This is a genomic window from Rhodococcus sp. NPDC055024 (assembly GCF_053608585.1).
Map to the genome: position 1 here is coordinate 167,020 of NZ_JBSGVT010000013.1, position 12,312 is coordinate 179,331.

Here is a 12,312-nt window from a genome sequence, read left to right on the forward strand (position 1 = left end):
ATGATGTGGGCGGAGAGTCTAGGTCGGCTACCGGGCATCGCGACTGCCCGCGGGTATCGCCGCGAATGGCTGCGAACAGACATCACTGCCGGACTTGTCTTGACGGCATTGCTGATCCCGGCAGGTATGGGCTACGCCGAAGCCGCCGGACTGCCCGCGTACGCCGGGCTGTACGCCACCATTGTGCCGCTGCTGGCGTACGCGCTGGTCGGACCGTCGAAAATTCTTGTACTCGGACCTGATTCGTCGCTGGCACCGCTGATCGCCGCCGCGGTCATACCGCTGGCTGTGGTCGGGGATTCGGAGAACGCGCTTGCACTCGCCGGGGTTCTCGCCATTCTTGTCGGACTCATCCTCGTGATCGGCGGATTCCTTCGTCTGGGCTTCGTGACCGAGCTCCTCTCGAAACCGATCCGCCTCGGTTACCTCAACGCCATTGCAGTCGTTGTCGTGGTAGGTCAGATTCCCAAGCTGCTCGGATTCTCGGTCGACGCATCGGGCCTCCTCGGTGAAATCGGTGAAATCGGGAAGGCCCTGATCGGTGGCGATGTCGACCCACTCGCTGCGGCCATCGGTGTCGGCTCACTCGTTGTCATAGTCGCCTTCCGACTCTGGGTACCTGTTGTGCCCGGCGTGCTGGTGGCCGTTGTCGCGGCAATAGTCTTGTCCGCCGTCGCCGGTCTCACCGATGACATCGGCATGGTGGGAGCACTGCCGGAAGGACTTCCCCTCCCCTCTGTCGGCGGAGTCACCTGGCAGGACGTCGGCCATCTGATCGGGCCGGCGGCCGGTATCGCATTGATTGCCTTTGCCGACACCGGCGTTCTCTCGCGCACCTTCGCCGCACGACACGGCGAGGACGTGAACGGCAGTACCGAGATGAAGGCAATCGGTGTCGCGAACGTGGCCGGCGGTCTCTTCGGCGGATTCCCTATCTCGGCGAGCGGGTCACGAACTCCGGTAGCCGAACAGAGCGGGGCGCATACGCAATTGGCCGGCGTCGTCGGGGCGCTCGCCGTACTGGTTTTTGTGCTCGTTGCTCCCGGACTCACGGCCTATCTGCCCGATGCGACACTGGCCGCCGTCGTCATCGTCGCCGCGTGTGCGCTGATCGACGTGCGCGGCATGGTTCGAATGTGGCGGATGAGCACTGTCGAATTCGGCCTCGCTGTCGCGGCATTCCTGGGGGTCGCGCTGGTCGGCGTGCTTCAAGGCATCCTGGTTGCGATCGGACTGTCCTTCGCGGCAGTCATCGCGCAGGTGTGGCAACCGCACAGAACCGAACTCGTCGAAACCGGTGACCTGGCCGGCTTCCACGACGTCGAACGCCATCCAGATGGGCATCGCATCCCCGGGTTGGTGTTGGTGAGGTTCGACGCTCCACTCTTCTTCGCGAACGGCGAGATCTTCGACGAGTACGTTCGCTCCGTCGTCGCCAAGGCGCCGGACCCGGTCGAGTGGGTGGTGATTGCCGCCGAACCGATCACCGGACTCGATACCACGGCTGTCGACGAACTCGTCGATCTGGATACATTCCTCGAAGGCAAAGGAATTCGATTGGCGTTCGCGGAGATGAAAGGTCCGATCAAGGATCGACTCATCCGATTCGGCGTCGGGGATCGGTTCGATTCGACGCATTTCTTCCCGACACTCGAGGCTGCGGTGAGCGCATTCCGCGCCAGGAACAGCGACTGACTGCACGACGAAGTTGGGAGCATCGGTCGTTTTGGGTACCGTTCGGTATGGGATTCACGACGGACAATGTTCCGGCACGCCGTATCGCTCAGGTCGCCGGTGTGGGCGGCATTGCCGTCGGCGTTGTCGCGCTGATCGCGTTGTACTCCTCCAAACCGATCAACCCGTTGATCGCCGTGGCCTCTTTCGTCCCGATTCTGCTTGCAGTCACGCTCGTCGCATCTCTGATCTGCCTGGCCTTTCGGCGCTGGATCCTCCTGGCGATCTCGGTTGCGCTCATAGCGATCGGCGCTTCGGTGATCAGCCCGTTGTACGTCGCGAACGGTTCCGAAATCGACGGGCCGTCCCTGCGGGTGATGCAGGCGAATCTCCTGTTCGGACAAGCAGACCCTGCCAGTTTGACCGCGACGGTGCGCGAGAAGGCAGTCGACGTCCTGACAGTTCAGGAACTGACCGAATCACTCGAAGGATCCCTGCGAGATCAGGGCCTCGAACAACTATTGCCGTACCGCTTCTTGATGCCGGACAACGCCGGCGGCGGTGGAGCAGGGATTTACAGCCGCTTCCCGCTGACGGATACGCGAGAGCTGAACGGCTTCGGACCCACGAATCTGGTTGCAACAGTAGGTTTCTCTACCCCGTTCACGCTTTTGGCGGTGCACCCCGGACCGGCGTACGTGACCCCGCCCGACGTGTGGACTGCCGAGCTGAGCACTCTCCGGAACGCGCTCGACGCCGCTGCCGCCGAGGACACCGTCATCGTCAGCGGTGACTTCAATACGACCTTCATGCACAAACAATTCCGAGACCTCCTCGACGTCGGCTACTCCGACGCCGCAGACCAATTGGGCGTCGGCATCGTTCCCACCTATCCCGCTGACAAGCGGTTCCCTGCGATAGTCGGCATCGACCACGTAGTTCTGCGCGGCGCACAGGCGAAGTCGCTCGAGCGAATCCAGATCGAAGGTTCCGATCACCACGGCTTGATCGTCGACGTGACCATCCCCGAGTAGGCAGGGAGCATCCCGCCACGCACGAACACGGTGCAACTCACCCGTGCCTGGGCATGCTCCGACCCGACACATCTATCGTCCGATGGAGGTGATGCGGCGTGCGCAGGACTATCGATCGATCTACCACGGATACGCCCGGGAACTGTTCGGCGAGATAACCTTCCAACCGCTGCACGTCGTCGATCGAGCGAAGCCACACTGCCAGTGCGATGTCGTAGCTGCCGATAGTCGAAGCAACAAGCCTCGCTTCTCGCAGGTGCGCAAGGCGCTGGGCAATTGCCTCCTTTCGCGCGTCGAGACGTAAGAAGTACCAGGCATAGACCGGCCAGCCGGAGTATGGCCGCGCAATCTCCGTGCGGACGACCAGTCGCCCAGTCGACAGCTCATGCGACAAGAGCGCCCCGGCGCGGGCCGCTGTCACTCCGAGCACTGCGGCGAGGGCAGAGATAGTAATTCGTGGTTCACGAGAAAGGATCTCGAACAGCTGCGACTGTTCTTCTTCGCTGGCACGAACACCGCGAATCTTCGACGGCGGGGTCGACTCGAGCGCGGCAACTTCGTCCGCGTCGAGAGCACGTAAACGCCAGTTTCGGGCGTCGGAGTTCGCCGAGGACACGATCTGTGTTCGCATCGCGGTGATCATCGGCAGCGATTGTGTTCGTTCCAAGACGTACCTGGATAATTGGTCGAGGTCAGTACACGTGAGGGTGACGAACAGATCCCGATTGCCGGTTGTGAGATCGACTGTGAGCACTTCGGGATCGTGTGCGATCTGTTCGGCAACGCGCAGGGTCTGCGCCGGTGCGCATTCGATCTCGAGAAGTGCGGTCGCCGACACGATGGAGGCCCCACGGTAGGCAGCGATCCAGGCAATCCCTTGCGAGTGAAGGCGCTCCCAACGCCTGGTCAGCGTGACCGGATCGGAACCAATGGCGCGCGAAAGCTCGGACCACGACGCTCGCGGCCGGATCTGCAATGCGTTCAACAGTCGAAGATCTTCGTCCTTGAGCATCTGATCCTGCACCGGGGACCTCACTTTCAGAAAAATCCTGCACCGAAACAGGATCGAAACGCGTTGATCCTAACTTCATGACATCAATATTCCACCAAATCCTGAACCTCGAGAACGCTCACGTCTTGCGTTCGTTCGCCCCTCGAGAAAGACACCGACATGACCGAAGCATTTCCCGTCTCGCATGACGATTCTCCGGTTCGCGCCCCAGCCACGACGCAGAAGGTCATTTTCGGCATGAGATCGCCACGGCTGTGGATCGTGGTGATTCTGCTCCTCGCTCTTGCGGCAGGCGCCCAACTGATCGGCCCCGCAGTGATTCCCGTCGGCGCTGCCGCTATCACCATCTTGCCCATGGTGTGGGGACTGATCGCCGGCGGGGTCGTCTCGAGCCAGAAGTGGAAACCCCTCGGCCTCGACCTTCAGGCCGCAGCGTCGGCAATCATGGGTCTTGCGGTTCTCCTGCTTTGCGCAAGACTGTCCTTCACCATCGGCCCGAACATCCAACTGTTGTTCGATGCCGGCCCCGCACTCCTGCTACAGGAATTGGGGCACTTGTTCGGCACGATCGCGCTCGCACTCCCACTGGCGGTACTCCTTCGGATGGGACCGGCCACCGTCGGAGCAACGTTCTCCATCGACCGTGAGGGCTCCTTCGCGATGGTCAGCGAACGATACGGCCCCGATTCCGACCAGTACCGTGGCGTCCTGTCGATGTACGTTTTCGGCACGCTCTTCGGTGCCGTGCTGATCAGCCTGATTGCATCGCTGGCTACCTCTTTCAACATCTTCGACCCCCTCGCGTTGGCGATGGGCGCTGGAGTCGGATCCGGCTCGATGATGGCCGCCGCTGCCGCGAGCGTCGTCTCGGCGCACCCCGAGATGGCCGATCAGGTACTCGCCGTGGCGGCCACATCCAACATCATCACCGGTCTCCTGGGCGTGTATGTCGGCATGTATGTCGCACTCCCCCTTGCTGATCGAATCTACGGCGCACTCACCAAGCGCTCGAAGGTGACCACCGAACAGAAAGCCCGGACTGCTCCCCGAGCAGTTGCGCCGAGCGTCACCGTGCCGTTGGCAACTGTCATTCCGATTCTGTTCGTCGGAGGAGTCATCGTCTCCTCGATCGCGGCGGGTGGGATGTCTCGCTCGATCATCGTCGGATACCTGATCCTCACCGGCTTGTTGCTCCTGGGCGTTAGCGTCGCCCGCCTGACACGCGGAAAGATCGCGGCGATGATCGCAATCATCACCATCGGCGCGTTGGCGACCACGCCATGGTCCCCCATCGGTGATTTCGTCTCGGGCACCGTCGGTACTGTCGACTTTCTCTCGATCTGCACCCTCACCTTGACTGTCGCAGGTCTCAGCCTCGGCAAGGACCTCCCTTTGCTCAAGACGATCGGCTGGAAGATCGTCCCCGTCGGAATCGTCGCGATCCTCGCCTCGTACCTACTTTCTGTGGTCGTCGCGGAGTTCGCGCTCGGCCTCTGGCACTAGAACTGCAACCACAGACACCGCGATCCAAAGATACTGGGAACCAAAGACGTTGAAAGGAAGCAATATCCATGTCCATCGCTGACACCCTCACCCCCACAGACTCGGTTTCGAGCACGATCGAGAAGTGGGCATCACGCCTCATCGACGTCAGCCACACCATCCATGCTCACCCGGAGTTGGCATTCGAAGAGCATCGTGCATCGGCCCTCTTGGCCGACGCCGCGCAGGAAGCCGGCTTCACGGTTACTCGCGCAGCCTACGGCCTCGAGACGGCATTCGAAGCGGTTCGGGGCTCCGGCCCTTTCCGCGTCGTCGTCTGCGCCGAGTACGACGCCCTCCCTGACATCGGTCATGCATGTGGACACAATGTCATCGCCGCCGCCGGACTGGGCGCAGCCATCGCGCTCGGTGAGGTCGCGGAGGACTACGGGCTGACTGTTGTCCTCCTCGGTACGCCGGCCGAAGAACACGGCGGTGGGAAAGTCTTGCTCCTCGAACGCGGCGCGTGGGAGGGCGCGGCAATGTCGATCATGGTCCACGGCGCTGCAGGTGAGGACGTCAGTTGCACTGTCACCGGAACGCAAGCAGTTGATCGTTTCGACGTGACCTACTCCGGACGGGCCGCACACGCGGCCGCCGCACCACACAAGGGCATCAACGCAGGTGACGCCGCCACGATCGCACTGGTTGCCATCGGACTCCTCCGTCAACAGCTCCCTTCCGACGTCAGACTCAACGCCTACGTCGAACACGGCGGAGAAGCTACCAACATCATCCCGGCCTCGACTCTGGTCCGAGCGGAAGTTCGGGCCGCAGATCTCGAGGTGCTGTTGGACGCCAAACGTCGAATGCTCGCCTGCTTCGAGGGCGGCGCGGTGGCCAGCGACTGCGCCTGGTCAACCGAACGCGCCGAACCTCGCTACGAGGAACTGGTTCAACATCCGGTGTTGGCAACTATCTGGGACGAGGAGATCGCGAACCTGGGCCGCATCGCGGCCGCCCGAACTCCCCTGACCGGTGGTTCGACCGACATGGGCAACGTTTCGAAGGCGGTTCCCTCGATCCACCCGATGATCGCGTTGCGCGGTGTCACCGGAGTTCCTCACACGATCGAATTTGCCGCTGATGCCCGCTCCTCAGCGGGTGACGAAGCTGTTCTACACGGAGCAATTGCAATGGCGCGCACGGTGATCCGAGCCGCTACCGGAGACTCTCGCTCCGATCTACTGACGATTGCGGCCCAGCGCGAGTCAGGAGCGACCACCGTCACGAGTGCCGAATGAGCACCAATGGCGTCTACGTTTCCGCTCTCGAATTCTTCTCCATCGGCATCGGACCGTCCAGTTCACACACAGTCGGTCCGATGCGAGCCGCCCACGCTTTTGTCGGCGAACTCGAATCTGCCCGATTGACCGATCCTGTCGACCGAATTCGCTGCAATCTGCACGGCTCTCTCGCGGCCACGGGTATTGGCCACTGCACTCCCGACGCCGTGATCGCGGGACTTCGTGGGTTGGATCCTGAAACGTGCGAGCCCGCCGACGTGCACGGCCCATTTGACGAACTGTCGGACGGTGGATCGGTGATGCTCGCCGGTGGCTCACTCGGACACGTCGTTTTCACTCGTGACGACATGGTGTTCGAACCGCTCGTTCGCCGGCACGGGCACCCGAACTCGATGACCCTGACGGCGTTCGAAGGTCACGAAATCGTCTACACGAGTACATATCTGTCGATCGGTGGCGGGTTCGTAGTGCGCACGGGAGCGCAGACACCAGAACCCACGCACCCGATCGACTCCCACTACCGCACCGCGAAAGAGCTACTGGCGGAATGTGGCTCCGGAACTATCGCCGACCTGGCGTTGGCAGACGAAATCGCGATGCACGGCCAGAACCGAGCGCTCGCCGGGATCGACGCAATCTGGTCCGCGATGCGCGCCTGCATCGAGCGCGGCATGCATACCGTCGGTGTGCTGCCCGGAAAACTCGGGGTTCGCCGACGAGCACAATCAGCGAAGAGCCAACTGGAACAACGCAACTGCGCACCCTCCTCACGCGAGTGGCTGACCGTCTACGCCATGGCGGTCAACGAAGAAAATGCAGCAGGTGGCCGCGTTGTCACGGCCCCGACCAACGGTGCGGCAGGCATCGTGCCTGCGGTGCTCTACCACCACATACGCGCGACCGGCGCCGGCGTTCACGACGTTCGGACATTTCTCCTCACTGCGGCCGCAATCGGATCGATTATCAAGGCGAATGCCTCGATCTCCGGGGCGGAGGCCGGGTGTCAGGGTGAGGTCGGAGCCGCCTGTGCGATGGCGGCGGCCGGTCTGTGCGCCGTCATGGGCGGATCGCCACGACAAATCGAGAATGCCGCTGAGATTGCCATGGAACACCATCTGGGCCTGACCTGCGATCCGGTCGGTGGTCTGGTCCAGATCCCGTGCATCGAACGAAATGCCGTCGCTGCCTCGACTGCGGTCACCGCGGCTCAACTCGCGTACCTGGGCGACGGAACGCATGTGGTGAGCCTCGATACCGTCATCGAAACCATGCGACAAACCGGAAACGACATGTCCGTGCGCTACAAGGAAACCAGCGAGGGCGGCCTCGCCGTCAACGTGGTCGAGTGCTAGCAGAGTCACGCGTGATCGAAGACTTCCCTTCGCTGCATCCGACCGAGGGCGGAGGCCATCGCGAAAAACATCATCCCCACGTCCGATGAACTCCGGTGCACCGATTCCTACACTCGAGGACATGACTTTGTGGACGGTGACCGGATGATCGCTCATCACGCTGGAGGAACCCCCCTGCACAATTCTCCACTGCACAACACTGCGGGGCCGTCGCGCTCAGCGCAGTCCTCCGGTCGCAAGATCGCCGCGCTGATCGCGTTGGTCGCCGTTGTCTCCGCTGCCTTCGTTTTCGGCCCGGGCATGCTGACCAGTAGGCCGGGCGATGGGTATGCAAACCAGGGGGAACTCGTCGAGACGGTCCGTGCCGCGTTCGTCGAGTACTGGAGTTCCGGTGTCCAAGCCTTCTCTCCCAGCTTGGAGTCCGCTGTCGATTACTGGATGCGGTACCACGTGGCCAAGGCAGTGATCGCGGTAATCCTGCTGACGGTTCTGCTCGCACTCGGCCGCATGCTCAAGGCGTCGTTCGCGAACGCCGGCCCGCTGGCTCTGGGAAAGAAACTTGCATACGTTTCGGCCGGGGGCCTGGTCACGATCCTCGCACTGTTCTCCTCGGTGCTCGTGATGGCAAATGTCCAAGGTGCCGTCGCACCCTTCTCGTCGCTGATCTCGATGCTGCCCGTGGGCGAGGCGGACGGGGAACTCGCCGAAACTCTCGGGCAGGTCCGCCAACAGCTCGCTCAGACGACGGGCACCGGCAACCAGCAAAGCCCTGCCCTCGACGTGATGATCAACGACTTCGCGCAGTATCACTTGGCCATGGCGGTGATCGCACTGATCGCGGCAGTACTTTCACTGACCCTGGCTGTGGTCGTGTGGGTGCGCTTCGCCAGAACGGCGCGATCCGACAGACGAGCGAGGCTCGGGTTGGGGTCGGTAGGTCTTCTCATTGCACTGCTCACGCTGGGATTGATCGTTGTCGGCGTAGCAAATACGGGCACCGCGGCAGACCCGGCACCCGCGCTGGCGGCGTTCTTCGACGGCGGACTCTGACCCAAGTCAAGGGTTCAGGGAGGGGTTCAGGCAGGGGTTCCGTAGTCCCCCGGTACCGGTTGAGGAGGTACCTGGGGACTGCGGCAGCCGTACCGGGGGTCGATGTGCACGCCTCGTCGGGCAGGCAGAGTTCGACTCATGAAAATCGGAGCAAGACGCATCATGCTTGTCGGCCTGTGCAGCGCCATGGTTGCCGCCGCTGTAATCAGCTGCAGCACTGACAAATCCACAGACAATCCGACAGCCACATCCGAGAAGGTCATGGACTCTGCCGTCACCGACCAGCTCGATGCGATCATCGACGCAGCGGTGAATTCGACCGGGATTCCCGGTGCGATGGTGGGCATTTGGGGGCCCGACGGCAACTATGTCAAGGTTGCAGGAGTCTCGGACACGGCAACCAAAGCACCAATGGAAACCGACTTCTACCACCGGATCGGCAGCGTCACCAAGACATTTACTGTGACTGCCCTGCTGCAGTTGGTCGACGAGGGCAAGATCGGTCTCGATGATCCGATCTCCGAGTACGTCGATGGCGTCACGGAAGGTGATGCGATCAGCTTGCGACAGCTGGCGGGGATGCGCAGCGGCCTCGTGGACTACACGACGTCCGAACAGTTTGTCATGGAATACCTGTCGGATCCTCGCCGAGCTTTCACACCTGAAGAGCTCGTGGGGTACATCAAAGATCTCCCACTCCAACTTCGACCAGGGACCACCGTCGACTACTCGAACACCAACACTGTTCTGCTGGGAATGGTGATCGAAAAGGTCTCCGGCTCAAGACTGTCGGAAGTCATCGACACCAAGATCTCGACACCACTCGGGATGGAACACACCAGCTTTCCCACCACCAACGCGTTCCCGACCCCCCACGCACAGGGGTACACCAACCAAACGCTCGACGAATCCGTGACCGCGGCAACGGATTGGAATCCGTCGTGGGGCGGCGCCGCGGGTGCAATGATCTCGTCGTTGGACGACATGCGCATCTGGGTTCCGGCCTTGGCCAAGGGCGATCTCCTCACCGACGACACTCAGAAACAGCGCCTGCAAACCGTGAACCTGAGCGAAGGGGACGACAGTTCCGGGTACGGACTCGGCTTGTTCAACAGCGGCGGCTGGATCGGTCACAACGGAAGCCTGCCCGGCTACAAGACAGTCTCGGTCTACTTGCCCGAGAAGGACACCACCCTGGTCGTCTTCATCAACACCGACATCGACGGCGAGACTGACCTGACCAGCGCTCTGATGGTGCCCATCACCAAGCTGATCAGCCCGGACCACGTTTACGGCTGATCACTCCGATCCAACCGACAATCGAATAAAAGTGACATATCGGGTTCGATCTGTCGATAGGCTCGATCATCGACAGATCGAACCCGAAAGAGGCGCTCATGGGATCGTTGAACGACTGGCTACTCAACAGTGACAGCCCGCTTGTGGGGATTGTCGGCGGCATCCTGCTGACGATCGCGATGCTTTCCGGTGGAACGGGTATGTAGCCCATCGCGTGATCCGACGAACATGTTCGTTACGAACATGTTCGTGTACGCTGGAGCCATGCCCACTCACCCAGCAAGTCCGTCGAGCCGACGCAATCGCCCGGCCAAACCCGCACTGACACGTGAGGGCATCGTCAGTGCGGCGGTGGATATCTTGCGCTCGGAGGGGCTGCAGAAGTTGACAATGCGTCGACTCGCCCTGGAACTCGACACCGGACCCGCGTCGCTGTACGTGTACGTGCGAAACACAGCCGAATTGCACGCCGCGGTTCTGGATGAGCTGCTCGGAGTCGTCGACCTCGCCGAAAATAATTCCGGCACTTGGCAAGCGCGCCTCGAACGGGTGTTGACGTCCTACACGGCCGTATTGTTCGATCATCCCGGCCTTGCCCAGTCGGCTCTTGTTTCGCGACCAAGCGGAGTTCACTACGTACGCCTACTCGAACGCCTGTTGGCATTGCTCCACGAGGGCACGGTTCCCTCGGCTCAAGCCGCCTGGGGCGTGGACCTCCTACTTCAGTACGCGACGTCCACCGCTGCCGAGCACTCGGCGCCGAACAACCTCTCGGACAGGGACGCCCGGTGGAACGCCTTGACCGACGCAATCGAGCACGCAGACCCGCAGACGCACCCCCTCGTCGCAAGCCATTCCACAGCCCTACTTGCCGGTGAACCCACCACACGCCTCTCCTGGGGATTCCGAACGCTCATCACGGGCATCGAGAACACCCCACTCACTACTTAGGAACCCACCATGAACCACTACCCCATCGCAATCATCGGCGCCGGCCTCGGTGGCCTCACGCTCGCCCGAGTCCTCCATCACCACGGAATCAATTCGGCGGTATTCGATCTCGAATCCGGACCGACAGCCAGAACTCAAGGCGGGATGCTCGACATCCACGAGGACTCAGGCCAGATCGCACTTCGTGCCGCCGGTCTGTACGACGAGTTCCGCGCACTCGTTCATCAAGGCGGTGAACAGATGCGCGTTCTCGATCGAAATGCCGTCGTGCACCTGAGCGAGGAGGACAAGGGAGACGGCGACCGCCCCGAAGTCGACCGCGGGCAACTGCGCGACCTACTAATCGGATCGCTGCCGAAAGACACCGTCCATTGGGGTGCCAAGGTGCGCGGCGCCCATGCACTGCCGGACGGTCGACACGAAGTTCATCTCGCGGACGGCTCCCACTTCACCACCGATCTCCTGGTCGGCGCCGACGGCGCGTGGTCGAAAATCCGTCCACTGGTTTCACACGCCACTCCGGTTTACACCGGAATATCCTTCGTGGAGTTCGACCTTCACGACGCCGACAACCAGCACGCGGAATCCGCCGAAACAGTCGGCGGCGGAATGATGTTCGCGCTCAGTGCCGACAAGGGCTTCCTTGCCCACCGTGAGACGGACAACAGTCTGCACATCTACGCTGCCCTCCGAGTTCCCGAGGGTTGGGCTTCGAGCGTCGATTTCTCCGACGACCACATTGCGAAGAAGATTCTGCTGGAACACTTCCCGGACTGGGACGAGTCATTCCGGTCGATGATCGTCGAAGCGGACAGCTCGTTGACCCCTCGTCCCATCCATGCCCTTCCCATCGGACACAGCTGGGGTCGCACTCCCGGCGTCACACTGCTCGGGGACGCGGCCCACGTCATGTCGCCGTTCGCCGGGGAGGGCGCGAACCTGGCAATGCTCGACGGCGCCGAACTCGGTCGAGCGATCGCGTCGCACAGCGGCACGGAGGAAGGACTCGCCGCCTACGAAGAGCGACTCTTCCCGCGCAGCGCCGCATCGGCACAACAGTCGGCTGATGGCCTGGACATGTGCTTCGGCGAGAACGCACCCCAAGGGCTCTTGGACATGTTCAGCGCACATGGGTGACCTGACCGCTTCCG

General features: G+C 62.1%; 10 protein-coding genes. 9 read left to right on the plus strand and 1 reads right to left on the minus strand.

Annotation, left to right across the window (positions count from 1 at the left end; genetic code table 11):
• Together ACWF6P_RS24975 and ACWF6P_RS24980 are read left to right on the plus strand one after the other, a co-directional pair.
• Window positions 1–1,695, plus strand: a complete 1,695-nt coding sequence (locus ACWF6P_RS24975) for a SulP family inorganic anion transporter (protein ID WP_452622892.1) — start codon at window positions 1–3, stop codon at window positions 1,693–1,695.
• 47 nt (window positions 1,696–1,742) lie between these two features.
• On the plus strand, window positions 1,743–2,708 hold the full coding sequence (locus ACWF6P_RS24980; protein WP_452622893.1) for an endonuclease/exonuclease/phosphatase family protein: 966 nt from the start codon (window positions 1,743–1,745) through the stop codon (window positions 2,706–2,708).
• 37 nt (window positions 2,709–2,745) lie between these two features.
• Here ACWF6P_RS24980 and ACWF6P_RS24985 read toward each other — a convergent pair whose 3' ends face one another.
• Entirely contained in the window at window positions 2,746–3,744 is a 999-nt protein-coding gene (locus ACWF6P_RS24985) for an Lrp/AsnC ligand binding domain-containing protein (RefSeq protein WP_378630984.1), read from the minus strand.
• Between the two features lie 135 nt (window positions 3,745–3,879).
• Between ACWF6P_RS24985 and ACWF6P_RS24990 the strand changes: the two genes are divergently transcribed.
• From ACWF6P_RS24990 to ACWF6P_RS25020, 7 genes are all read left to right on the plus strand, one after another.
• A complete protein-coding gene (locus ACWF6P_RS24990) occupies window positions 3,880–5,223 on the plus strand; it encodes a DUF3100 domain-containing protein (protein ID WP_452622894.1) in 1,344 nt (447 codons plus the stop codon).
• Between the two features lie 68 nt (window positions 5,224–5,291).
• Window positions 5,292–6,506, plus strand: a complete 1,215-nt coding sequence (locus ACWF6P_RS24995) for an amidohydrolase (RefSeq protein ID WP_378533687.1) — start codon at window positions 5,292–5,294, stop codon at window positions 6,504–6,506.
• On the plus strand, window positions 6,503–7,861 hold the full coding sequence (locus ACWF6P_RS25000; RefSeq protein WP_452622895.1) for an L-serine ammonia-lyase: 1,359 nt from the start codon (window positions 6,503–6,505) through the stop codon (window positions 7,859–7,861). Before ACWF6P_RS24995 ends, ACWF6P_RS25000 begins: the two co-directional genes overlap by 4 nt.
• Before the next feature lie 144 nt (window positions 7,862–8,005).
• On the plus strand, window positions 8,006–8,911 hold the full coding sequence (locus tag ACWF6P_RS25005; protein WP_452622896.1) for a hypothetical protein: 906 nt from the start codon (window positions 8,006–8,008) through the stop codon (window positions 8,909–8,911).
• A 138-nt stretch (window positions 8,912–9,049) separates the two neighbouring features.
• Window positions 9,050–10,210 (plus strand): serine hydrolase domain-containing protein, encoded by a 1,161-nt coding sequence (locus ACWF6P_RS25010; RefSeq protein WP_452622897.1) that lies wholly within the window; start codon window positions 9,050–9,052, stop codon window positions 10,208–10,210.
• A gap of 264 nt (window positions 10,211–10,474) precedes the next feature.
• Window positions 10,475–11,161 carry a TetR/AcrR family transcriptional regulator C-terminal domain-containing protein gene (locus ACWF6P_RS25015; protein ID WP_452622898.1) on the plus strand — a complete coding sequence of 229 codons (687 nt, stop codon included), beginning with the start codon at window positions 10,475–10,477 and terminating at the stop codon, window positions 11,159–11,161.
• Window positions 11,162–11,170: 9 nt separating this feature from the next.
• Window positions 11,171–12,298, plus strand: a complete 1,128-nt coding sequence (locus tag ACWF6P_RS25020; protein ID WP_452622899.1) for an FAD-dependent oxidoreductase — start codon at window positions 11,171–11,173, stop codon at window positions 12,296–12,298.
• The last annotated feature ends 14 nt before the right edge of the window (window positions 12,299–12,312 follow it).

Excerpts from the sequence above, each read along its gene's own strand:
- ACWF6P_RS24990 (WP_452622894.1), top strand. The coding sequence starts at position 3,880 with ATGACCGAAGCATTTCCCGTCTCGCATGACGATTCTCCGGTTCGCGCC.
- ACWF6P_RS25005 (WP_452622896.1), top strand. The coding sequence starts at position 8,006 with ATGATCGCTCATCACGCTGGAGGAACCCCCCTGCACAATTCTCCACTG.
- ACWF6P_RS24980 (WP_452622893.1), top strand. The coding sequence starts at position 1,743 with ATGGGATTCACGACGGACAATGTTCCGGCACGCCGTATCGCTCAGGTC.
- ACWF6P_RS25000 (WP_452622895.1), top strand. The coding sequence starts at position 6,503 with ATGAGCACCAATGGCGTCTACGTTTCCGCTCTCGAATTCTTCTCCATC.
- ACWF6P_RS25010 (WP_452622897.1), top strand. The coding sequence starts at position 9,050 with ATGAAAATCGGAGCAAGACGCATCATGCTTGTCGGCCTGTGCAGCGCC.
- ACWF6P_RS25015 (WP_452622898.1), top strand. The coding sequence starts at position 10,475 with ATGCCCACTCACCCAGCAAGTCCGTCGAGCCGACGCAATCGCCCGGCC.
- ACWF6P_RS25020 (WP_452622899.1), top strand. The coding sequence starts at position 11,171 with ATGAACCACTACCCCATCGCAATCATCGGCGCCGGCCTCGGTGGCCTC.
- ACWF6P_RS24995 (WP_378533687.1), top strand. The coding sequence starts at position 5,292 with ATGTCCATCGCTGACACCCTCACCCCCACAGACTCGGTTTCGAGCACG.
- ACWF6P_RS24975 (WP_452622892.1), top strand. The coding sequence starts at position 1 with ATGATGTGGGCGGAGAGTCTAGGTCGGCTACCGGGCATCGCGACTGCC.